This window comes from Mycobacterium sp. Aquia_216 (assembly GCF_026723865.1).
Lineage (GTDB): Bacteria > Actinomycetota > Actinomycetes > Mycobacteriales > Mycobacteriaceae > Mycobacterium.
The window spans coordinates 3,836,228-3,859,040 of sequence record NZ_CP113529.1; the positions used below are offsets into that span (position 1 = coordinate 3,836,228).

Consider the following 22,813-nt stretch of genomic DNA (forward strand, 5'->3'; position numbering starts at 1 on the left):
CGCCTCAGATCACCCGGAAGCGCGCGGTACTGCGCAGCGCTTGCGGCAGCAGCCGCGAAACGCCGTAGAGCGCATAGGCTTCCGGCGCGACCGGGCGGATCGGTTTCTTCTTCTGGACCGACGACAAGATCGCGTCGGCGACCTTGTCGGGCCCGTAACGGCGCAGCGCGAACATCTTGCCCAGCTGGCCTCGCCGGCCGTCGACGTGCCCGTCGTGCTTGCCGGCGGGAGCGTCGAACCGGGTGGTGTTGATGATGTTCGTGTCGATGAGGCCCGGGCAGATCGTGGTCAGGCCAATGTCGGCGGCCTCGAGTTCGGCACGCAGGCAGTCGGAGAACATGTAGGTCGCCGCCTTGGAGGTGCAGTAGGCGTTCAACGACTGCAGTGGCGCGTAGGCGGCCATCGACGACACGTTGACGATGTGCCCGCCGGTGCCACGCTCGACCAAGCGTCGCCCGAACGCCCGGCTGCCGTTGACCACGCCGCCGAGGTTGACGTCGAGCACCCGGTCGAACTGTTCGGCGGGGGTGTCCAGGAATTGGCCGGCCTGCCCGATCCCCGCATTGTTGACCACGATGTCGGGCACGCCGTGTTCGGCGCTGACGAGCTCGGCGAAGGCCTCGACCGCGCCAGTGTCGGACACGTCGAGCACGTAGGCGTGCGCGACCCCGCCCCGTGCGGTGATCTCGGCCGCGGTCTCCTTGACGGCGGCCTCGTCGATGTCGCTGACGACCAGCTCGGCGCCCTCGCGGGCGAAGGCGTACGCGGTCTCGCGACCGATTCCGCTGCCGGCGCCGGTGACCGACACCAGGGTGTCGCCGAAGGTGCCGCGGGGCCGGCCCACCTGCGCGCGCAGCAGCGCGCGGCTGGGCGCTTTGCCCACGGCCAGGTCGGCGAACTCGTGCACCGCGGCCGCCATCACCTGCGGGTGGGACATCGGCGAAAAGTGACCGGCCCGGATGTCACGCCGCCACAGCCGCGGCACCCACCGCGCGGTCTCGTCGTAGCCATACGGGCGCACGTAGCGGTCACGGGTGTTGACGATCAACTGCACCGGCACGTCCACGACGTGGATGGCCTGGCCGCGACCGGAGAACGAACGAAAGTAGTTGGCGGGATAGGTTTTTACCGAACTGGCCGCATCCCCGGCGATGTTGGCGGAGTGATGAATCTGCTCATCGGGAATGTTATCGACGACGTTGCGCCGCAGCGCGGGCAGCGAGAACGCCGCCCGAATCAGCAGCGGCGCCAGCACCGGGATCGAGAAGAAGACCATGTAGGTGAGCCGCAGCGCCTGGCTGATCGAGCGGGCAAACCTTCGTGGGCGCCACGGTTGGCGCAGACCGCTGAAGATGTATTCGACCAGTTGCTCCTGACTCGGGCCGGACACCGACGTGAAGGAGGCGACCCGGTCGCCGGCCCCAGGCCGTTTCAGGTACTCCCAGACACCCACCGAACCCCAGTCGTGGGCCAGCACATGCACCGGCCGGCCGGCGCTCAGTTCGCTTGTCACCGCCGCGAAATCGTCGGCGAAGCGCGCCATCGTGTACGCCGAGACTCTCTTGGGCGCCCCGGACAGGCCGACCCCGCGGTTGTCGTAGCGGATGATCCGGAACCGCTCGGCCAGCAGCGGAACGACCCCGTCCCACAGCACGTGCGAGTCGGGCCAGCCGTGCACCAGCACAACCGTCGGACCGTTGGGGTTGCCTTCTTCGTAGACCGCGACGCGGACGTCGTCCGCGCTGTCGACGAACTGCTGTGTTGCCGGCATCGAACCTCCGCCTCCCCGCGAACCTCTGGCAATTCGGCACACCGTAGCAAGCGGGTCAGCCCTGGCTGTGTGCCGACGCAGAGGCAATGACAGGATAGTTTCGACGTCAACTTGCAGTACACCACGGTGTGGTAAGTCAGATGTCGTCCTGCGCCGACCCACGAGCAATCGAGGAGTCAAAAGAGATGGCCTTCTCCGTCCAGATGCCGGCACTCGGTGAGAGCGTGACCGAGGGGACGGTCACCCGCTGGCTCAAGCAGGAAGGCGACACGGTCGAGCTCGACGAACCGCTTGTCGAGGTGTCGACCGACAAGGTCGACACCGAAATCCCGGCACCCGCCGCGGGTGTGCTGACCAAGATCGTCGCCCAGGAGGACGACACCGTCGAGGTCGGCGGCGAGCTGGCCGTCATCGGCGAGGCCGCCGAAGACGGCGCCTCGGGCGCGCCCGCCCAGGCGCCCAGCCAACCGGCGGCCGAATCCACGCCGGAGCCCGAGCCGGAACCCGAGCCCACGCCTCAACCGGAGCCCGAGCGTCAGCCCGAACCCGCTGCGCAGGCCGCGCCGCAGAGCTCCGGCGACGGCACCGCTACCCCGGTGCTGATGCCCGAGCTCGGCGAGTCGGTCACCGAGGGCACCGTGACCCGGTGGCTCAAGAAGGTCGGCGATTCGGTCCAGGTGGACGAAGCGCTGGTGGAGGTCTCCACCGACAAGGTGGACACCGAGATCCCGTCACCGGTGGCCGGAGTCCTGCTCAGCATCACCGCCGACGAAGACGCCACCGTGGCGGTCGGCGGTGAGTTGGCCCGGATCGGCAGCGGCTCCGCCGCGCCTGCTCCTTCTGCCTCTCCGCCGCCCGCTCCCAAGCCAGAGCCGAAGCCCGAACCGGCGCCCCAACCCAAGGCCGAGGCCCCGCCTGCCCCCAAGCCCGCTCCGGAGCCCACGCCACAACCCAAGCCCGAGCCCACCCCGGCTCCGCAAGCCGCACCCGCCCAGCCCGCGGTGGAAGCCCAGGGTGACGGCACTCCGTACGTGACCCCGCTGGTGCGAAAGCTGGCCACCGAAAACAACATCGACCTTTCCGCGGTGAAGGGCACCGGCGTCGGTGGCCGCATCCGCAAGCAGGACGTGCTGGCCGCCGCGCAGCAGAAGCAAGAGGCCGCGAAGGCGCCGGCACCGGCCGCGCCGGCTCCCGCCGCGCCGGCAGCCAAGGCTCCCGCGGCTGCGACGCCGTCACCCGCGCTGGCCCACCTGCGCGGCACCACGCAGAAGGCCAACCGGATCCGCCAGCTCACCGCCAAGAAGACCCGCGAATCCCTGCAGGCCACGGCGCAGCTCACCCAGACCCACGAGGTCGACATGACCAAGATCGTGGGTCTGCGGGCCAGGGCCAAGACGGCGTTCGCCGAGCGTGAGGGCGTGAATCTGACCTACCTGCCGTTCATCGCCAAGGCGGTGATCGACGCGCTGAAGATTCACCCCAACGTCAACGCCAGCTACAACGAGGACTCCAAGGAGATCACCTACTACGACGCCGAGCACCTCGGTTTCGCCGTCGACACCGAGCAGGGCCTGCTCTCCCCGGTGATTCACAATGCCGGCGACCTGTCGCTGGCCGGGCTCTCCCGTGCGATCGCCGATATCGCCGAGCGCGCCCGCTCGGGCAACCTGAAACCCGACGAGTTGTCCGGCGGCACCTTCACGATCACCAACATCGGCAGCCAGGGCGCGTTGTTCGACACCCCGATCCTGGTTCCGCCGCAGGCCGCCATGCTGGGCACCGGGGCCATCGTCAAACGGCCCCGGGTGATCGTCGACGAGTTGGGCAACGAGTCCATCGGGGTGCGCTCGGTTTGCTACCTCCCGCTGACCTACGACCATCGGCTGATCGACGGGGCCGATGCCGGACGATTCGTCACCACGATCAAGCACCGGCTCGAAGAGGCAGCGTTCGAGGCCGATTTGGGGCTTTAGCGCAGTGGCCAAGCCCGTCATCGCGATTGCGGGTTCATCCGGCCTGATCGGCTCCGCCTTGGCTGCGGCCCTGCGGGCCGCCGACCACCGGGTGTTGCGCATCGTCCGCCGGACGCCGGGCAATCCCGATGAGCTGCACTGGAATCCGGAAAGCGGTGATTTCGATCCCGAACCGCTGACCGATGTCGACGCGGTCGTCAACCTGTGCGGCGTCAACGTCGGCCGGCGCCGGTGGTCGGGCGCGTTCAAGCAGAGCCTGCGCGACAGCCGCATCGCCCCCACGGAGGTGCTGGCCAACGCGGTCGCCGAGGCCGGCGTCCAGACTCTGATCAACGCCAGCGCGGTGGGTTATTACGGAGATACCAAAGACCGCGTGGTCGATGAAAACGACCGGGCGGGAACGGGTTTCCTCGCCCGGCTGTGCGAAGACTGGGAGGCCGCGACGTTGCCGGCCCAATATGGCGGCGCCCGCGTGGTGCTGGCCCGCACCGGCCTGGTGATGGCCGCGGCCGGTGGTGCTTTGCGCCGGATGCGCCCGCTGTTCTCGGTGGGCCTGGGCGCCCGGCTGGGCAGTGGCCGTCAGTACATGTCGTGGATCAGCCTGGAAGACGAAGTGCGGGCCTTGCTGTTCGCCATCGCGCACCCGTCACTGTCCGGCCCGGTGAACTTGACCGGCCCCGCGCCCGTCACCAACGCCGAGTTCACCACCGCCGTGGGCAGCGCGATCAACCGTCCGACTCCGATGATGCTGCCGGCCTTCGCTGTCCGGGCCGCGCTCGGAGAATTCGCCGACGAGGGGCTGCTGACCGGTCAGCGTGCCATCCCATCCGCCTTGGAGCGCGCGGGTTTTCAGTTCCACCACAACACCATTGGCGAGGCGCTGGCTTACGCCACCGCCCGGCGCGACCAGGACTAGACATGTATTTGGTCACCGGAGCGGGCGGGGGTGTCGGCGGCGTAAGCCGGACCGTGGTCGAAGAATTGCGGTCCCGCGGCGAGCAGGTGCGCGCCCTGGTGCACCGTGACGACGAACGAGCCGACTCGCTGCGTGCGTTGGGCGCCGAGGTGGTGGTCGGCGACCTGACCGTGCCGCAGGACGTCGTCGACGCGATGGCCGGAGCGGACCGGATGTTCTTTTCCATGAGTGTCTCACCGGACTATCTGCAGGCGACCGCGGTGGTGTGCGCGGCGGCGCTGGAATCGGGTCGCCTCGAGGTGATCGTGAACATGTCGCAGATGACGGTGTCGCAGATGACGCTGACGAGCACCGGCGAGTCCCGTCAGCATCGCCTGCACTGGCTCGCCGAGCACGTGATGAATTGGTCGGGCGTGCCGGTGGTGCATGTGCGGCCGACGGTGTTTCTGGACAATCCGCTCTTGACCTCGCTGGCGGCGCCGTCGTTGCGCGAACGGAACCTGCTGGTGCTGCCGTTCGGGGCCGGCAAGACCTCGCCGATCGCGGCCAGTGACGTTGCCCGGGTGGTCTGCGCGGTGCTGCTGGACCCGGCCGATCGCGTCGGCGCCGTCTACGAGTTGACCGGTCCGCAGAGCCTGGACATCGACGGACTGGCCGCGGAGTACGCCCGCGGGCTGAACCGACCGATCACCGGCACCGACGTCGCGCACGACACCTGGGTCGAGGAGGTGCTGCGGCCCCTGGGGCTGCCCGCACACGTTCAGCAACATCTCGCCACGATGGCCCAGTTGCACCGCGCCGGCCGCTACGACCGGTCCACCGACGACGTCGAGCAGATTACCGGCCAACCCGCACTGAGCGTCGAACAATACTTGGAGCAGTACACAGCCGCGAACCCCCAACTGTTCGCGTAGCGTTGGCCAGCGTGAGGGGTTCCATCCGGTCGCACACCACCGCGATCGAGGTCCGCCAATTGGGGGCGGTCGAATATCGCACCGCGTGGCAGCTGCAGCGTGACCTGGCGGACGCCAGGGTCGCCGGCGGCAGCGACACCCTGCTGCTGCTGGAACATCCCGCGGTCTACACCGCCGGACGGCGCACCGAGCCGCACGAACGACCGGACCCATCCCTTCAAGGCATTCCCGTCGTCGACACCGACCGCGGCGGCAAAATCACCTGGCACGGTCCGGGGCAGCTGGTCGGGTACCCGATCATCGGCCTGGCCGAACCCCTCGATGTGGTGAATTATGTTCGACGCCTTGAGGAATCGCTGATCAAGGTGTGTTGCGATCTGGGCCTGGACGTGGGCCGGGTCGATGGCCGCTCCGGCGTTTGGCTGCCCGGCAGGCCCGCGCGCAAGATCGCTGCGATCGGCGTCCGAGTCTCGCGTTCGACTGCGCTGCACGGGTTCGCGCTCAACTGCGACTGCGACTTGGCCGCGTTCAGCCCCATCGTGCCCTGCGGCATCACCGACGCCGGGGTGACGTCGCTGTCGGCCGAACTCGGGCGCACCGTCGCCGTCGACGAGGTCCGCGCGGCCGTCGCCGGGGCCGTGTGCGATGCCCTCGACGGTGTCTTACCGGTGCGGGCACACGACGCCGCCCGCGTAGCATCAGCGATGTGACTGTCGTCCCCGAAGGCCGCAAACTGCTGCGGCTGGAAGTGCGTAACGCGCAGACGCCGATCGAGCGCAAGCCACCGTGGATCAAGACCCGGGTCCGGATGGGGCCGGAGTACACCGAGCTCAAAAGCCTGGTCCGACGGGAAGGTCTGCACACCGTCTGCGAAGAGGCCGGCTGCCCGAACATCTTCGAATGCTGGGAAGACCGGGAAGCAACCTTCCTGATCGGCGGTGACCAGTGCACCCGCCGCTGCGACTTCTGCCAGATCGACACCGGTAAGCCCGCCGAGCTGGACCGCGACGAGCCCCGGCGCGTCGCCGAAAGCGTGCAGACGATGGGGTTGCGCTACGCCACCGTCACCGGCGTCGCCCGCGACGACCTGCCGGACGGCGGGGCGTGGCTGTACGCCGAAACCGTGCGCGCGATCAAAGAGCTCAACCCGTCGACCGGCGTCGAGCTACTGGTCCCCGACTTCAACGGCGAGCCCGCCCGCCTTGCGGAAGTCTTCGAGTCGCGCCCAGAAGTGTTGGCGCACAACGTCGAAACGGTCCCGCGCATCTTCAAGCGGATCCGCCCCGCCTTCACTTATCAACGCAGCCTGGGCGTGCTCACCGCAGCCCGCGACGTCGGGCTGGTCACCAAGAGCAACCTGATTCTCGGCCTCGGCGAAACACCCGACGAGGTGCGCACCGCCCTGGCCGACCTGCACGACGCCGGCTGCGACATCGTCACCATCACCCAGTACCTGCGACCCTCGGCGCGCCATCATCCGGTGCAGCGCTGGGTGAAACCCGAGGAGTTCGACGAGTTTGCGCAGCACGCCGAGGGGTTGGGCTTTGCGGGCGTGCTGGCCGGGCCGCTGGTGCGCTCGTCGTACCGGGCCGGCCGGCTGTATCAGCAAGCCGTACGCAGCCGCACCTCGGACGCCGTGGGGTAACTCGGGGCCATCGGCCAACCGCGCGTACGTATTCTTAGTGATTATGGCTAAATCCCGCAGCACCGCCGAGAACAAGGCCGCCCGGGCAGCGGCGCAGGCCGCCCGCAAGGCCGCGGCCAAGGAGCGCCGCGGCCAGCTGTGGCAGGCCTTCAACATGCAGCGCAAACAGGATAAGCGCCTGCTCCCCTACATGATCGGCGCGTTCGTTGTGATCGTGGCCGTCTCGGTCACGGTGGGTGTGCTGGTCGGCGGAATCACCACGTTCACCCTGATCCCGCTCGGCGTGGTGCTTGGTCTGCTGGTGGCGTTCATCATCTTCGGCCGCCGGGCCCAGAAGTCGGTCTACCGCCAAGCCGAGGGGCAAACCGGCGCGGCTGCCTGGGTGCTGGACAACCTGCGCGGCAAGTGGCGGGTCACTCCGGGTGTCGCGGCCACCGGCCACTTCGACGCGGTGCATCGGGTGATTGGCCGCCCTGGCGTCATCTTCGTCGGCGAGGGGTCGACGACCCGGGTCAAACCGCTACTGGCCCAAGAGAAGAAGCGCACCGCGCGGCTGGTCGGCGACATACCGATCTACGACATCGTCGTCGGCAGCGGCGACGGCGAGGTCCCGCTCTCCAAGCTGGAGCGCCACCTGACCCGGCTTCCGGCCAACATCACCGTCAAGCAAATGGACGCGCTGGAGTCGCGACTGGCCGCGCTGGGGTCACGCGCGGGTGCCGCCATCATGCCCAAGGGGCCGCTGCCCAACTCGGGCAAGATGCGCGGCGTGCAGCGCACCGTCCGCCGCAAGTAGAGATCCCTAACGCCGTACCACGGCCGTGTTGGTCACCCGGTCTTGGATACCCCGCCCGTCCCAGTCGGTGAACAACGCCGGGACCACCAGGGCGACCAGCAGGCCGCGCGCCGCGACCCGCCCGAGGCCCAGCCGTCCGTCCAGCGCCACCACCGCAAGGCCGAGCGCCAGCTGACCGGGGGTGAATCCGTACAGCCGCACCGCCACCAATCCGAGCAGGAACCAGATCACCAGCACCGCCGTCGACAACACTCGTTCGGAGAAGAGACCGAACGCCATCGCCAGCGCCGCCAGCCCATAGGCGAGCAGCCAGTCCACCATCAGCGCCGCCAGGCGGCGTCCCATCGACGCCAGCGATCCCGGCCCGCTCTGCGGCAAGCCCAGCGTCTCGCCGGGGTATGCCGGGCGCGATTCCGGCATCATCGACCCCTCGGCGCGTTGGGCCGGGACGGGCTACTGCGTCCGCGAGGCCGACCAGATACGCTTTTGCGGTCCATGGGCCTCACAATAGATCCCGCCGTTGCTCCACTCCGAGTTGTGGGACGCGTGGTCACGTAACCTCCGCGCAACACGGGGTTGATTGGCGGGCAACATCATCTTCATAGCGTCAGGCCGCGGATTATCAAGCAAAGGAGCACTCAGTGACGGAAAAGACGCCCGACGACGTCTTCAAGCTCGCCAAGGACGAGAACGTCGAATTTGTCGATGTTCGATTTTGTGACCTGCCCGGCATCATGCAGCACTTCACGATTCCGATTTCATTCTTCGACCAGAGCGTTTTCGACGATGGTTTGGCTTTCGACGGCTCGTCGATTCGCGGATTCCAGTCAATTCACGAGTCGGACATGTTGCTGCTGCCCGACCCGGCGACCGCGCAGATCGACCTGTTCACTGAAGCCCGGACGCTGAACCTCAACTTCTTCGTGCACGACCCCTTCACCCTCGAGGCGTACTCGCGCGACCCGCGCAACGTCGCCCGCAAGGCGGAGAACTACCTGAAGAGCACGGGCGTCGCCGACACCGCCTACTTCGGCGCCGAGGCCGAGTTCTACATCTTCGACTCGGTGAGCTTCGATTCGCGCACCAACGGCTCGTTCTACGAGGTGGACGCGATCTCGGGTTGGTGGAACAGCGGTGAGCCGACCGAGAACGACGGCAGCCCCAACCGCGGTTACAAGGTGCGCCCCAAGGGTGGCTACTTCCCGGTTGCCCCGGTCGACCACTATGTCGACCTGCGCGGCAGGATGCTGCAAAACCTGATCAAGGCCGGCTTCAGCCTGGAGAAGGGGCACCACGAGGTGGGCACCGGCGGTCAGGCCGAGATCAACTACAAGTTCAACACGCTGCTGCACGCGGCCGACGACATGCAGCTGTACAAGTACATCGTCAAGAACACCGCGTGGCAGGCCGGCAAGACCGTCACGTTCATGCCCAAGCCGCTGTTCGGTGACAACGGCTCCGGCATGCACACCCACCAGTCGCTGTGGAAAGACGGCAACCCGTTGATGTACGACGAGACCGGATACGCCGGCCTGTCGGACACCGCGCGCCACTACATCGGCGGCCTGCTGCACCACGCGCCGTCGCTGCTGGCCTTCACCAACCCGACGGTGAACTCCTACAAGCGGCTGGTTCCCGGCTTCGAGGCGCCGATCAACCTGGTCTACAGCCAGCGCAACCGCTCGGCGTGTGTGCGTATCCCGATTACCGGCAGCAACCCGAAGGCCAAGCGGCTGGAGTTCCGTTGCCCCGACTCGTCGGGCAACCCGTACCTGGCGTTCGCGGCCATGTTGATGGCCGGCCTGGACGGCATCAAGAACAAGATCGAGCCGCAGGCACCGGTCGACAAGGACCTCTACGAGCTGCCGCCGGAAGAGGCCGCCAACATCCCGCAAGCACCGGTTCAGCTGTCCGCGGTGATCGACCGGCTGGAAGAGGACCACGAATACCTCACCGAGGGAGGCGTTTTCACGCCCGACCTGATCGAGACGTGGATCAGCTTCAAGCGCGAGAACGAGATCCTGCCGGTCCAAATCCGGCCGCACCCCTACGAGTTCGCGCTGTACTACGACGTATAGATCAGCAACCAGCTCTGACCACGTGTTTCCGTTCGATTAGGACGGTTTCGCCCGCAGAGCGCCCGCAGGATCCTCGCTGGACGACGCCACCCGCGCCGCGATCACACCACCGATTGCAGCGCGGGTGGTTTCGTCTTTGTCAGGCCACAGGTGCCCGTACGTGTCGAGGGTCGTGCGTGCGCTGGCGTGCCGCATCCGTGCCTGCACGGTCTTGATGTCTGCGCCTGACGCGATCAGCAGTGACGCTTATCGGAACGCCGTCGAGGAGCATGGGCCTGGACGTTGCCGTCAACCTTGAGCTGGCCGTGACCGTGAGTGTTATTCAGCCGGTGCGGGCGGCGGCGGACACGGCCTGTTGAAACGCCACGCTAGGATCTCTCCTACCGGTCCGTGCGTATTTACTGGCCCGAACGTGTATCCACAGGGCCAGTTGCGCTCTTCGCCGGGATCGTTCGGGTCCGGGTCAGCCTGCGCGATTCCAGCACCAAACGCCAGGGCCACTAGCGCCGATCCCGCAGCGATGATTGGTCGTGTGCGCATGTCCTTCACCTCGATCAATCGTCCGTGGCAAGCATCGGGTTCCTGGCCCAGTGCATCGGGCCGATGCGATCGACCTCTTCGGACGGGTACCCACGCTGCCCGTCGACTGTGCAACAAAGCCGTGAACAGCGCGCAAATGACCAGGATCATTCCGCCGCTGTCAACACAGCAAACACTGAAAAATGCGCTGGTACCCATGCCGCCCCTACTGGTGGTGACCGCAGTTCGGGTTGGCCGGCTTGGCCGGCCACGCGCAGGCATCGATGTCGGTACTGGCGCCGTAGCCTCCGCCGGAGAACACGCCGTAGGAATTGCCGTTGGAACCGGTGTAGGTCGCGCCGCCGCCTCCCCCGCCGCCGCCCGAACTCTCGACGGTCACCACCCAGCTCGCGCCTTCCAGCGCGGTCTTGTAGCCGTCCAGCACATCGTTGGACGACCCGGTGACGAGGAAGTGCAGATGGATGCCGTTGTCGGCAATGGAATCGGGGCCGTCGGTCCGCTGCGTGTTCGCCGGCGTGGGAATCAGCGACCGCAGATCCGTGGGAGCATTCGACGTCGTCGTGGCTTGCGACACCGTGGTCGTGACCGTCTTGGCACTCGTCGTACTGGTGCCCGACGCGATACCCGGACTTGGCGAACTGCCGCAGGCGGCGCCGACCATACCGATGGTCGTTGCGAGGGCCGCCCACACGTACGTTTGCTGTCTCACGTTCCCCCTTACACGATCTTCGGGTCTGCGGGCGGGTCTAACGAGTGGGCCGCACGGCAAGAATCCCTCGCGACGCGCTGGCAGGCTGGCCGTCGGCCAGATCGACAATCTCGAGCCAGCTCCCGGGCGCGATGTAGTGCCGCTTGACGTCCTCGCGATGCATGTCGATGACCAACACGCCCGCATCCGTGACCTCGTACTTGTCGAAAACGCCGTAATCGCGCGGATCGCCGTTGCTGAACACAACCGTGAAGGGCATGCGTTCGAGTATGGCCGCGACCCAACCCGGCGTCTAGCCGTCGAGCGCGAGATCCTTGCGGAAGCGCTGCATGCCGTCGATCTTGTCGTCCAGTGTGGCGTCGGGCCCGGCGTAGAACATCCACGGCATCGTGATGATGCCGGTGATACCGGCATCCTCGACACGCCGGTAGTCGGCGGTGGTGAAGGCGTCGGTCAGTGGGGTCAGGATGGTGAAATCCTGCATAGTCAAACCCTTTTCAGTGCGTAACTCGCGCAGCTTGCCCACCGCCTCGATGGCGCGTTCGGACTTGATCAGGTCGCCGATCCAGCCGTCGTTGCGCGCAGCGCGGCGCAATGCGGCGTCACTGAGCCCGCCGACGTAGACCGGTATCGGCGGCGGAGTCGGCTGCATCTCGAGCCGCGGCGTCTGGTAGAACTCGCCGTCGAACTCCGTCCAGCCCGGCGCCCACAGCGCCCGCATCAACTCGATCATCTCGTCGGTGCGCTTGCCACGGGCATCGAACTGTTCACCCATCAGCGCGAATTCCTCGCGGCACCAGCCGACTCCGATACCGAGCTCGATCCGCCCGGACGCCAAAACCGCCGCAGTACCAATGGCTTTGGCCGCCGAGTAGGGATTGCGCATGGCGGGGATGTAGACGGTGTTGACGAACCGCAGCCGGGTGGTGACCTGGGCCAGCGCGCCGGCCAGCACCCACGGGTCGGGCCAGTCGGTGAACGGCTGCCACCGTCGTTCCCCGTCCTTGGTGTACGGGTACGGCGTGTCGAGGGTCTCCAGGTTCACCACATGATCAGGTATGCCGATGCCGTCGTAGCCGAGTTCGTCGGCGGCCTTGGCGATCTCGATGATCTCCCGGGTGTTCAGGAACGCGCTGCTGATGTAGAACTTCATTGACCGTCCCGCGCCCATGCCGGTTCGATGAAGATGCCTTCGGCCTCCACGGTAACCCCTTTCGCGTCCGAAATGGTGCCCCGCGCAAAGACTTTGACGCCCTCTGCGCCGTCGATCCACGCATCGCAACGTAGCGGGCCCAACGGTGTGCCGCGCAGGTACTTCACGGTGATGGTTCCGGTGAAGCGCGCCTTGGACAGTGCTTCGCTGGCCGCCTCGCCGAGCATGTGGTCGAGCACCAGGGCGCTGACCCCGCCGTGCACCCGGCCGGGCGGACCCTCGTAGGCCGACCCGAGGACGAACTCGCTCCAGCAGCGACCGTCGCCCTCGTGCTGGACGACGAGCGGCGGGGCGATCGGGTTGCACACGCCGATCACCGCGTTGCCCAACGGCAGCGGACGATCGTCGACGCGAAAGCTCACGCCGACCGGCCTGGTCCGTTGGCGCAGCAGGCGGGTGACGGCCTCGATATCGGTGCGCGCCTTGTCGACGACGTCGTCGTCGGCCTCGGTCCGGATGGTGGCGTCGATGAGTTCGCGGACCGCGTGGGCCAACGGAGCGTAGAGACCCGTCACCCGATCGGCCTCTGTCGCGCTGAGCACCTCGAACACCGCGTCGAACGCGCCGGCGCCCTGACTCAACTCCCGAACACCTTGTGCACCACTGCTTTTGCATGTCGTGTCACCCGTAAATAGTTGTCCAAGAACTCACTTCCATCGTCGTTGTGCCAGCCCGCGGCGACCGCCACCGCGCTGAGCTGGCGTCCGGGCCCCGGTAGCTGGTCGGTCGGTTTGCCCCGGACCAGCACCAGAGCGTTGCGGGCCCGCGTGGCGGTCAGCCACGCCAGGCGCAGCAAATCCACCTCGTCCGCGGGGACCAACCCCGTCTCGGCGATCACGTCGAGCGATTCCAGAGTCGAGGTGTTGTGCAGCGCCGGGATCTCGTGCGCATGCTGCAATTGCAGCAGCTGCACCGTCCACTCGATGTCGGCCAATCCCCCGCGACCCAGCTTGGTGTGGGTTTTGGGGTCGGCGCCGCGCGGCAACCGTTCGGACTCGACGCGGGCCTTCATTCGACGGATCTCGTGCACCGCCTCGGCGGAAACACCGTCGGCCGGGTAACGCGTCTTGTCTGCCATCAGCAAGAACCGCTGACCCAATTCCGCGTCACCGGCGACCGCGTGCGCGCGCAGCAGCGCCTGGATCTCCCACGGCTGTGCCCACTGTTCGTAGTAGGCGGCGTAAGACCCCAGGGTGCGGACCAGCGCGCCGCTGCGGCCCTCGGGTCGCAGGTTCGCGTCCACTTCCAGAGGCGGGTCGACGCTCGGCGTTCCCAACAGCGTGCGAACCTGCTCGGCGATCGTCGTCGCCCATTTGACCGCGGCCGAATCTTCGACGCCACTGGTCGGTTCGCAGACGAACATCACGTCGGCGTCGGAGCCGTAGCCCAGTTCGGCGCCGCCCAACCTGCCCATGCCGATCACCGCGATGGTCGCGGGCGCACGGCCGTCTTCCGGGAGGTTGGCGCGGGTCAGCGCGTCCAGCGCCGACTGCAGCACAGCAACCCATACCGACGTGAGCGCCTTGCACACTTCGCGCACCTCGAGCATGCCGAGCAGGTCCGCGGAACCGATGCGGGCCAGCTCGCGGCGGCGCAGCGTGCGGGCACCGGCGATGGCCCGCACCGGGTCGGCATGCCGGGCCGCCGACGCGACCAGCGCGCGAGCCACCACCGCGGGCTCGGTCTCGAGCAGTTTCGGGCCCGCCGGGCCGTCGCCGTAATCCTGAATCACCCTGGGTGCGCGCATCAACAGATCCGGTACGTACGCGGAGGTTCCCAGCACGTTCATCAGCCGCCTGGCCACCGCCGGCTTGTCGCGCAGCGTGGACAGGTACCAGGATTCCGAGGCCAGCGCCTCGGACAGGCGACGGTAATACAGCAACCCGGCGTCGGGATCCGGCGTGTACGACATCCAGTTCAGCAACCTGGGCAGCAGCACCGACTGCACCCGGCCGCGACGACCGCTCTGGTTGACCAACGCCGACATGTGATTCAGCGCCGTCTGCGGCCCCTCGTAGCCCAGCGCGGCCAACTGCCGCTCCGCGGCCTCCGACGTCATACCGTGCGAGATCTCCAGGCCCGGCGGCCCGATCGACTCCAGCAGCGGCTGGTAGAAGAGCTTGGCGTGCAGCTGGGACACCCGCACGTTCTGGTGTTTGAGCTCCTCGCGCAGCACCCCGGCCGCATCGTGGCGGCCGTCCGGACGGATGTGGGCCGCGCGCGCCAGCCAGCGCACCGCCTCCTCGTCGTCGGCCTCCGGCAGCAGATGCGTGCGTTTGAGCCGTTGCAGCTGCAGCCGGTGCTCGAGCAGTCGCAGAAACTCATAGGAGGCGGTCAGGTTCGCGGCATCCTCGCGGCCGACGTAACCGCCCGCGCCCAACGCGGCCAGCGCATCGACGGTGGACGCCACATGCAGGGATTCGTCGCCGCGGCCGTGCACCAACTGCAGCAGCTGTACGGCGAACTCCACATCCCGCAATCCGCCGCTGCCGAGCTTGAGTTCGCGGTTGCGTACCTCGGAAGGCACCAGCTGCTCGACGCGGCGCCGCATGGCCTGCACTTCGACCACGAAGTCCGCACGCTCGCAGGCGATCCAGACCATCGGCATCAACTCGCCCAGATAGCGCTTGCCGAGTTCCGCATCACCGACGGCGGCCCGGGCTTTCAACAAAGCCTGGAACTCCCAGGTTTTCGCCCAGCGCTTGTAGTAGGCGACGTGCGATTCGACCGTGCGGACCAGCTCACCGCTGCGGCCTTCCGGGCGCAGCCCGGCATCTACTTGGAAGCAGGCGGTCGACGCCACCCGCATCATCTCGGTGGCCACCCGGGTGGACAGCGCGTCGGCCTGCTCGGCGACGAAGATGATGTCGACGTCGCTGACGTAGTTCAACTCGCGGGCACCGCATTTGCCCATGGCGATGACCGCCAGCCGCGGCGGTGTGCGGTCGCCGCACACGGTGGCCTCGGCCGCCCGCAGCGAAGCGGCCAGCACCGCGTCGGCGGTGTCCGCGAGCTGGGCGCCGACCACGGTGAACGGCAGCACCGGCTCGTCCTCGACCGTCGCGGCCAGGTCGAGCGCCGCCAGCACCAGCAGGTGGTCGCGGTACAGGGTGCCCATCCGGGGCACCACCGAATTCGGCTCGGCCAACGCGTCATTGACGCACTCGATGAACGCCTGGTGCAGCTCGTCGCGAGTGGGTAGTTTGACCTTGCCCCGCAGCAGCTTCCACGACTGCGGATTGGCGACCAGATGGTCGCCAAGGGTCAGCGACGAACCCAGCACCGAGAACAGTCGCCCGCGCAGGGCGCGTTCACTGAGCAGCGCGGCGTTGAGCTCGTCCCACCCGGTGTCCGGATTCTCCGCGAGCCGAACCAGTGCTCGTAGCGCGGCGTCCGGATCGGGTGCGCGCGACAACGCCCACAACAGGTCGACGTGTGCCTTGTCGTCGTGAGTTGTCCAGCCCAGGTGCGCCAGACGCTCACTCGCGGGCGGGTCGATCAACCCGAGCCGGCCGACGCTGGGCAGCTTGGGGCGCTCAGTCGTGGGTCGGGTCACGACCAAAACGGTAGCGCAACCCGGCTGTCTCTCAGAGCAACCGGCAACCCGTGTGAGTCAGAGCGATAGGTAGGTGCTCAGCTCGAAGGGCGTGACGTGGCTGCGGTAGTTCGCCCACTCGGTGCGCTTATTGCGCAAGAAGAAGTCAAAGACGTGTTCCCCCAAGGCTTCCGCCACGAGCTCGGAGGCCTCCATGGCGTGCAGCGCGCTGTCGAGGCTGGTGGGCAGCTCGCGGTAGCCCATCGTGCGGCGCTCTTCGGGGGTGAGGTCCCACACGTTGTCCTCGGCCTGTGGCCCCAGCACGTAGCCCTTCTCCACCCCACGCAGTCCCGCGGCCAGCAGCACGGCGAACGCCAGGTAGGGGTTGCACGCCGAGTCGGGGCTGCGGACTTCGATCCGCCGCGACGACGTCTTGTGCGGCGTGTACATCGGCACCCGCACCAGTGCGGACCGGTTGGCCGCGCCCCACGACGCCGCGGTGGGCGCCTCGCCGCCATGCACCAGTCGCTTGTAGGAGTTGACCCATTGGTTGGTGACGGCGCTGATCTCCGAGGCGTGCTCGAGGATCCCGGCGATGAACGACTTGCCGACATCGGAGAGCTGCAGCGGGTCGTCGGGGCTGTGGAAGGCGTTGACGTCGCCCTCGAACAGGCTCATATGGGTGTGCATGGCCGAGCCCGGGTGTTCACCGAATGGCTTGGGCATGAAGGACGCGCGCGCACCATTTTCGATCGCGACTTCTTTAATGACGTAACGGAACGTCATCACGTTGTCGGCCATCGACAGCGCGTCGGCGAAACGCAGGTCGATCTCCTGCTGTCCGGGCGCGCCCTCGTGGTGGCTGAACTCCACGGAGATGCCCATGAATTCGAGTGCCTCGATGGCGTGCCGACGGAAGTTGGATGCGGAGTCGTGGATCGCCTGGTCGAAGTAGCCGGCGTTGTCGACCGGCACCGGCGGCGTTCCGTCGTTGGGGCCGGGCTTCAGCAGGAAGAATTCGATTTCGGGGTGCACGTAGCAGGAGAAGCCAAGGTCGTTGGCCTTCTGCAGCTGCCGGCGCAGTACGTGCCGGGGATCGGCCCAGGACGGCGAGCCGTCCGGCATGGTGATGTCGCAGAACATCCGCGCCGAATGGTGATGGCCGCTGGGCGAGGCCCAGGGCAGTACCTGGAAGGTCGACGGGTCGGGGTTGGCCACGGTGTCGGATTCCGAAACCCGCGAGAAGCCCTCGATCGAGGATCCGTCGAAGCCGATCCCTTCTTCAAAGGCGCCCTCGAGTTCGGCCGGGGCGATGGCGACCGACTTGAGGTAACCGAGCACATCTGTGAACCAGAGCCGGACGAAGCGAATGTCCCGTTCCTCCAACGTGCGGAGGACGAATTCCTTCTGTCGATCCATATCGCGAACACTATGCAATTGCTGTTAATTCCGTGTTACACGGGTGCTTAGTGCTGGGCACCCCTTGTTACAGCCACCAGCGCAAACGTCTCCGTTCGCCGCCCCGCGGGGCCCCGGCATTCCGGGACGCCGCTTCGTCGTGTCACCGTGTCGGTGCATCGGTCCGGGACCCGATCCCCTCCCGAAATCGGCCGGGCTCCGCGACGCCCGGATTGCGTTTGGAGAGCGACGCCAGGAACCTCGCCGAGCTGCCACAGCAAATCTCGTCAAAAGCGCCGACTTTGGTGGCGAGGATCGCTCCGGCAAGCATAAGGGCAGCTACAAGCCGAATTCCGCGGATTTCTCAGTGTTGGTCCAGCGACGGATCTGTACCGTCGGACGCAGTGAGCAACATCGGCTTCCGCGCGCTCGCCGCGTCAGCGCGCCAACCCTGTAACCGACTCGTGCGATTACCGCTCCCGGTCCGAAATAAGTAACCTGTTAAGGTAGTTACACACGGCAGGATGCATGACCAGGAGGTACCGAAAGTGATTGTCAAACTTCTAGCCGTCGGAGCTATCGGTCTCGGTGTCGCGATGGGGCAAGGCGTGAGCCAGGCCGCTCCTGTTGTCGCCGACCCCGCGTTCAGCGACCTCACCTGCAGCTGCCAGACGCCGCCTCCCGCCCCAGGTCAGACGCGTGACGACCGGATCAATCAGGGTCTGCAGGACGCCCTTACCAGGTAACCCGTCGAGCGCGCGCCTCATTTGTATGAATTCGGTTTGTGGTGAGCCGCGTCGCTGGTCGGGCGCACTGTCACCTGTCAGCTTGGATATCGGGGCAAGTAGTCCCGAGCAGAGAGGGCAGAAGTGATCACCAAAATCTTGGTCGGCGGCGCGCTCGTTGTCGGCGCCGCTATGGGGTTTGCAGCGCCGGCCGACGCGGACCCCTCGTTCAATCAGCTCACCTGCAGCTGCCAAGTGCTCGCCCCGGAGCACGGCGTCACTCTCGAAGAGCGCATCAATCGGGGCATTCAAGAGGCTCACGCTCGCTGACTCGACCCAGCGGAGGCCGGGTCGATTCAGGGCTGACAATGTAACGACGCCGGCGGCGGCGTGCCCGTCACGAAGTAGTGCATGATCGCGCCATCCACGCACGGATTCCCACCTAACACCGCGGTGTGCTGAGTTCCGTCGAACGTGACCAGCGGAGCACCGAGCTGGCGAGCCAAGCTCACTCCAGCCTGGTACGGGGTTGCCGGGTCGTGCGTCGTGGACACGACGACCACCTTGCCGGGCGCCATCTGCGGAGCGGTGTGCGGCCCCGACGTCGCCGGCACCGGCCACAGTGCGCACAGGTCACGCGGAGCGTTGCCGGTGAACTGCCCGTAGCTCAGGAACGGCGCGGCCTGGCGGATCTGCTGGTCGGCGGAGATCCAGGCCGCAGCATCCGTCGGCGCCGGCGCATCGACACATCGCACGCCGTTGAACGCGTCCTGGTCGTTGTCGTAGTGCCCCTTTTTGTCGCGGCCCTGGTAATCGTCGGCGAGCAGCAGCAGGTCGCCCGCGTCACTGCCGCGCTGCAACCCGAGCAAACCGCTCGTCAGGTACTTCCAATGCTGCGGGGTGTAGAGAGCGTTGATCGTGCCGGTGGTCGCGTCGGCGTAGCTCAAGCCGCGCGGGTCCGACGTGCGGCCCGGCTTGGCGACGAGCGGATCGATCAGGGCGTGATAGCGGTTGACGAACTGAGCCGGGTCGGTGCCTAACGGGCATGCCGGCGAGCGGGCGCAATCCGCGGCGTAGTCATTGAAAGCGGTTTGGAATCCGGCGGTTTGGCTGATGTTCTCCTGGATCGGATCGACGGTCGGGTCGATCGCGCCGTCGAGCACCATCGTCCGCACGTGATCGGCGAAATGTTCCAGGTATGCCGTCCCCAACTCGGTGCCATAGCTAAAGCCGAGGTAGTTGATCTGCTCCTCCCCCAGCGCCTGACGCACCAGATCCATGTCGCGCGCGACGGACGCGGTACCGGCGTTGGCCAAGAAGTCTTTGCCCATCCGGCTCACGCATTCCTGCGCCAACTGCCGGTAGATCTGCTCGATGTGTGCCACACCGGCCGGGCTGTAATCCACCATCGGTTCGGTCCGGTAAGCGTCGAACTCGGCGTCGGTGCGGCAGCGCAGCGACGGGGTGGAGTGGCCCACGCCTCGCGGGTCGAACCCGACCAGGTCGAAGTGGCGGGCGATGTCGGTGTTCTGCAAGTTGGGCGCCAGGCCGGCCACCATGTCAACGGCCGACCCGCCGGGCCCGCCCGGATTGATCAACAACGAACCGATTCGCTGACCGGTGGCCGGCACCCGGATCATCGCCAACTTGGCTTGTGCCCCAGTCGGATTGTTGTAGTCAACCGGAACCGACACGGTGGTGCACTGTGCGGTGGGGACGTCGCTGCTGTCGGTGAGAACTTGGCTGCAACTGCCCCAGGTCACCGGGGGCGCCGCGGCCGGCGGCGCCGGACTCGGGGTCTGACCGGCACCGGGTTCGGGAGTTGCGCCGGCCTTGGGCAGTGCGGTTTGCACGGCGAGCAACAGGCCTAACGACAGCAGCGCAGAGCTCAGCGATCTCAGGCGCGACATGGCTGTCAATCGTGGCAGCTTCGAATACCCGTGACGGCGCGAATCGGTCACGCCTTGATCTCGAGGTCGTCGACTCGGCGTTTGGCGACCGCTAGCACTTCGCGCCGCTCGGCGGCGTGGTGCCACCGATCAGATACGCCGTCACGTAGTCGTCGATGCAGCTGTCGCCCTGGAAGACGACCGTGTGCTGGGTGCCGTCGAAGGTGAGCAGCGAGCCGCGCAGCTGGTTCGCCAAATCGACGCCGGCCTTGTACGGCGTCGCCGGATCGTGCGTGGTCGACACCACCACCGTCGGAGCCAGGCCGGGCGCCGAGACGGCATGCGGCTTGCTAGTGGGCGGCACCGGCCAGAACGCGCAGGTGCCCAGCGGTGCGTCACCGGTGAACTTTCCGTAGCTCATGAAGGGGGCGATCTCGCGGGAGCGCCGGTCTTCGTCAATTACCTTGGCGCGGTCGGTAATTGGCGGCTGGTCCACGCAGTTGATCGCGACCCGCGCGTCGGTGGCGTTGGTGTAATGGCCGTGCGGGTCGCGGCGCATGTACATGTCGGCCAGGGCAAGCAGGGTGTCGCCGCGGTGCTCGGTCAGTTCGGTGAAGCCGTCGGTGAGGTGATGCCACAACGTCGGCGAGTACAGCGCCATGATCGTGCCGACGATGGCGTCGCTGAAGCTCAGTCCGCGCGGGTCCTTCGTCGGTATCGGCCGGCCGACCATCTCGTTGTCCGGGTCGACCATCGGGTCGACCAGGCTGTGGTAAACGTCGACGGCCTTGGACGGATCGGTGCCCAGCGGGCAGCTCGGCTGCTTCGCGCAATCGGTGGCGTAGTCGTTGAACGCGTCCTGGAATCCCTTGGCCTGACGCAGATCGGCTTCGATCGGGTCGGCGTTGGGGTCGACGGCGCCGTCAAGAATCATCGCCCGCACTTTCTGCGGGAAGGCCTCGGCGTAGGCCGACCCGATCCGGGTGCCGTAGGAGTAGCCCAGGTAGGTCAGCTTGTCGTCGCCCAGCGCCGCGCGGATGGCGTCCAGATCCCTGGCGACGTTGACCGTTCCGACATTGGCCAGGAAATCCTTGCCCATCTTGTCGACGCACCGGCCGACGAACTGTTTGGTCTCGTCCTCGATGTGGGCGACACCGGCCGGGCTGTAGTCGACGTTCGGTTCGGTGCGCAGCCGGTCATTGTCGGCATCGGAGTTACACCAGATCGCGGGACGCGACGACCCCACACCGCGCGGATCGAACCCGACCAGATCGAATCGCTCGCGCACCCGCTTGGGCAACGTCTGCACGACGCCCAGCGCCGCCTCGATGCCGGATTCGCCGGGCCCGCCGGGGTTGATCACCAGCGAGCCGAGCTTGTCCCCGGTCGCGGGGAAACGAATCATCGCCAGCGTCGCGACGTCGCCGCCGGGGTGGTCGTAGTCCACGGGCACGGCAAGCTTGCCACACAAGGCTCCGCCCGGAAGCTTCACCGATCCGCTGGCGACCCGGCACGGCGTCCACTCCACCGGCTGCCCCAATTTAGGCCCCGCCATCAGCGGGTGTCCGCCGACAACGCGCACGCAGCCTCCAAGAAGCAGCGACACCGCAGCGATCGCTGTCGAGACCAGCACCAGGCGCGCGATCTTGTCGCGGCGAGTCAGACCCATGTCAACACATGCTGCCAGAGACAACCTGAGACTTTCGTGAGCGGCCGCGGCCCCCGACCGCGCAATGGCACGTCTCACACTCCGCGACGGTGCAAGTGCATAGAAGAAATGGCAGAATGACGGAAGTCAGACGAACCCGGGGACCATATCCGGCCACGAGGATCGACCCGACCACTATTTAGGGACAATGATGTCTGAGCACAACGTTTATGGTGCCGGCGCGGCGCGTGAAGCTGCCAAAGCGCCCCGAACCAAGATTCGCACCCACCACTTACAGAAGATGAAGGCCGAAGGCCACAAGTGGGCCATGCTCACGGCCTACGACTATTCGACTGCCCGCGTCTTCGACGACGCCGGCATCCCGGTTTTGCTGGTCGGCGATTCGGCGGCCAACGTCGTGTACGGCTACGACACCACCGTGCCGATCTCCATCGACGAGCTCATCCCGCTGGTTCGCGGCGTTGTCCGCGGCGCTCCGCACGCCCTCGTCGTGGCCGACCTGCCGTTCGGCAGCTACGAGGCCGGGCCCGCCGCCGCGCTGGCCGCCGCCACCCGATTCATGAAGGAAGGCGGCGCGCACGCCGTCAAACTCGAGGGCGGTGAGCGGGTAGCCGAGCAGATCGCCTGCCTGAGCGCGGCGGGCATCCCGGTGATGGCGCACATCGGCTTCACGCCGCAAAGCGTCAACAGCCTCGGCGGCTTCCGGGTGCAGGGCCGCGGTGATGCCGCGGAGCAGACCGTTCACGACGCGATCGCCGTCGCCGAGGCGGGGGCGTTCTCCGTCGTCATGGAAATGGTGCCCGCCGAACTGGCCACCCAGATCACCGGCAAGCTGACCATCCCGACAGTCGGGATCGGCGCCGGCCCGAACTGCGACGCGCAGGTGCTGGTCTGGCAGGACATGGCCGGAATGAGCAGCGGCAAGGCGGCGCGATTCGTCAAGCGATTTGCGAACGTCGGCGATGAATTACGCCGCGCCGCTACCCAATACGCGGAAGAAGTGGCTGGCGGAGTTTTCCCCGCCGACGAACACTGCTTCTGA

The 22,813-nt window shown here is 67.0% G+C and carries 20 protein-coding genes and 1 pseudogene; 10 read left to right on the forward strand and 11 right to left on the reverse strand.

Going from position 1 to position 22,813, the window contains the following annotated elements; all coding sequences use genetic code 11:
• Positions 1–4: 4 nt before the first annotated feature.
• Positions 5–1,771: an SDR family oxidoreductase gene (locus OK015_RS17930; protein WP_268125013.1), complete on the reverse strand. Its 1,767-nt coding sequence runs from the start codon at positions 1,769–1,771 to the stop codon at positions 5–7.
• A gap of 185 nt (positions 1,772–1,956) precedes the next feature.
• Here OK015_RS17930 and sucB point away from each other — a divergent pair, with 185 nt between their 5' ends.
• Genes sucB through OK015_RS17960 form a run of 6 tightly spaced genes read left to right on the forward strand, consistent with a single transcriptional unit; the run spans position 1,957 to position 8,015 of the window.
• A complete protein-coding gene (sucB, locus tag OK015_RS17935; RefSeq protein WP_268125015.1) occupies positions 1,957–3,744 on the forward strand; it encodes a 2-oxoglutarate dehydrogenase, E2 component, dihydrolipoamide succinyltransferase in 1,788 nt (595 codons plus the stop codon).
• Between the two features lie 4 nt (positions 3,745–3,748).
• Positions 3,749–4,660 carry a TIGR01777 family oxidoreductase gene (locus OK015_RS17940; RefSeq protein WP_268125017.1) on the forward strand — a complete coding sequence of 304 codons (912 nt, stop codon included), beginning with the start codon at positions 3,749–3,751 and terminating at the stop codon, positions 4,658–4,660.
• A gap of 2 nt (positions 4,661–4,662) precedes the next feature.
• The gene (locus OK015_RS17945) at positions 4,663–5,574 is read left to right on the forward strand and encodes an NAD(P)H-binding protein (RefSeq protein WP_268125019.1); all 912 of its coding nucleotides are present in this window, start codon (positions 4,663–4,665) and stop codon (positions 5,572–5,574) included.
• Positions 5,575–5,585: 11 nt separating this feature from the next.
• Positions 5,586–6,284 (forward strand): lipoyl(octanoyl) transferase LipB, encoded by a 699-nt coding sequence (lipB, locus tag OK015_RS17950; RefSeq protein WP_268125021.1) that lies wholly within the window; start codon positions 5,586–5,588, stop codon positions 6,282–6,284.
• Positions 6,281–7,219 (forward strand): lipoyl synthase, encoded by a 939-nt coding sequence (lipA, locus tag OK015_RS17955; protein WP_268125023.1) that lies wholly within the window; start codon positions 6,281–6,283, stop codon positions 7,217–7,219. Before lipB ends, lipA begins: the two co-directional genes overlap by 4 nt.
• A 43-nt stretch (positions 7,220–7,262) precedes the next feature.
• A complete protein-coding gene (locus OK015_RS17960; protein ID WP_268125025.1) occupies positions 7,263–8,015 on the forward strand; it encodes a DUF4191 domain-containing protein in 753 nt (250 codons plus the stop codon).
• Between the two features lie 6 nt (positions 8,016–8,021).
• On the opposite strand, the gene OK015_RS17965 is transcribed toward OK015_RS17960, so the two are convergent.
• On the reverse strand, positions 8,022–8,438 hold the full coding sequence (locus OK015_RS17965; RefSeq protein ID WP_268125027.1) for an RDD family protein: 417 nt from the start codon (positions 8,436–8,438) through the stop codon (positions 8,022–8,024).
• 218 nt (positions 8,439–8,656) lie between these two features.
• On the opposite strand from OK015_RS17965, the gene glnA (OK015_RS17970) reads away from it, so the two are divergent.
• Complete coding sequence (gene glnA, locus OK015_RS17970) at positions 8,657–10,093, forward strand: type I glutamate--ammonia ligase (protein ID WP_268125029.1); 1,437 nt, start codon at positions 8,657–8,659, stop codon at positions 10,091–10,093.
• Between the two features lie 36 nt (positions 10,094–10,129).
• On the opposite strand, the pseudogene OK015_RS17975 reads toward glnA (OK015_RS17970), so the two are convergent.
• The 7 genes and pseudogenes from OK015_RS17975 to glnA (OK015_RS18005) form a co-directional block, all read right to left on the reverse strand.
• Positions 10,130–10,339, reverse strand: a pseudogene (locus OK015_RS17975) (site-specific integrase); the annotation flags it as partial.
• 499 nt (positions 10,340–10,838) lie between these two features.
• Positions 10,839–11,342, reverse strand: a complete 504-nt coding sequence (locus OK015_RS17980) for a hypothetical protein (protein WP_268125031.1) — start codon at positions 11,340–11,342, stop codon at positions 10,839–10,841.
• A 37-nt stretch (positions 11,343–11,379) separates the two neighbouring features.
• On the reverse strand, positions 11,380–11,601 hold the full coding sequence (locus OK015_RS17985) for a hypothetical protein (protein WP_268125033.1): 222 nt from the start codon (positions 11,599–11,601) through the stop codon (positions 11,380–11,382).
• A 33-nt stretch (positions 11,602–11,634) separates the two neighbouring features.
• A complete protein-coding gene (locus OK015_RS17990) occupies positions 11,635–12,495 on the reverse strand; it encodes a TIGR03619 family F420-dependent LLM class oxidoreductase (protein ID WP_268125035.1) in 861 nt (286 codons plus the stop codon).
• Positions 12,492–13,136 carry a PaaI family thioesterase gene (locus OK015_RS17995; RefSeq protein WP_268125037.1) on the reverse strand — a complete coding sequence of 215 codons (645 nt, stop codon included), beginning with the start codon at positions 13,134–13,136 and terminating at the stop codon, positions 12,492–12,494. Before OK015_RS17995 ends, OK015_RS17990 begins: the two co-directional genes overlap by 4 nt.
• Entirely contained in the window at positions 13,133–16,117 is a 2,985-nt protein-coding gene (locus tag OK015_RS18000) for a bifunctional [glutamine synthetase] adenylyltransferase/[glutamine synthetase]-adenylyl-L-tyrosine phosphorylase (RefSeq protein WP_268125039.1), read from the reverse strand. Before OK015_RS18000 ends, OK015_RS17995 begins: the two co-directional genes overlap by 4 nt.
• Positions 16,118–16,168: 51 nt before the next feature.
• The gene (gene glnA / locus OK015_RS18005) at positions 16,169–17,509 is read right to left on the reverse strand and encodes a type I glutamate--ammonia ligase (protein WP_268125041.1); all 1,341 of its coding nucleotides are present in this window, start codon (positions 17,507–17,509) and stop codon (positions 16,169–16,171) included.
• Between the two features lie 527 nt (positions 17,510–18,036).
• Between glnA (OK015_RS18005) and OK015_RS18010 the strand changes: the two genes are divergently transcribed.
• Both OK015_RS18010 and OK015_RS18015 read left to right on the forward strand, forming a co-directional pair.
• The gene (locus tag OK015_RS18010; protein WP_268125043.1) at positions 18,037–18,234 is read left to right on the forward strand and encodes a hypothetical protein; all 198 of its coding nucleotides are present in this window, start codon (positions 18,037–18,039) and stop codon (positions 18,232–18,234) included.
• Between the two features lie 123 nt (positions 18,235–18,357).
• Complete coding sequence (locus OK015_RS18015; protein WP_268125045.1) at positions 18,358–18,543, forward strand: hypothetical protein; 186 nt, start codon at positions 18,358–18,360, stop codon at positions 18,541–18,543.
• Between the two features lie 26 nt (positions 18,544–18,569).
• Here OK015_RS18015 and OK015_RS18020 read toward each other — a convergent pair whose 3' ends face one another.
• Both OK015_RS18020 and OK015_RS18025 read right to left on the reverse strand, forming a co-directional pair.
• Entirely contained in the window at positions 18,570–20,132 is a 1,563-nt protein-coding gene (locus OK015_RS18020; protein WP_268125047.1) for an alpha/beta hydrolase, read from the reverse strand.
• A gap of 82 nt (positions 20,133–20,214) precedes the next feature.
• Entirely contained in the window at positions 20,215–21,771 is a 1,557-nt protein-coding gene (locus OK015_RS18025) for an alpha/beta hydrolase (RefSeq protein WP_268125049.1), read from the reverse strand.
• A gap of 190 nt (positions 21,772–21,961) precedes the next feature.
• Between OK015_RS18025 and panB the strand changes: the two genes are divergently transcribed.
• Positions 21,962–22,813 (forward strand): 3-methyl-2-oxobutanoate hydroxymethyltransferase, encoded by an 852-nt coding sequence (panB, locus tag OK015_RS18030; RefSeq protein ID WP_268125051.1) that lies wholly within the window; start codon positions 21,962–21,964, stop codon positions 22,811–22,813.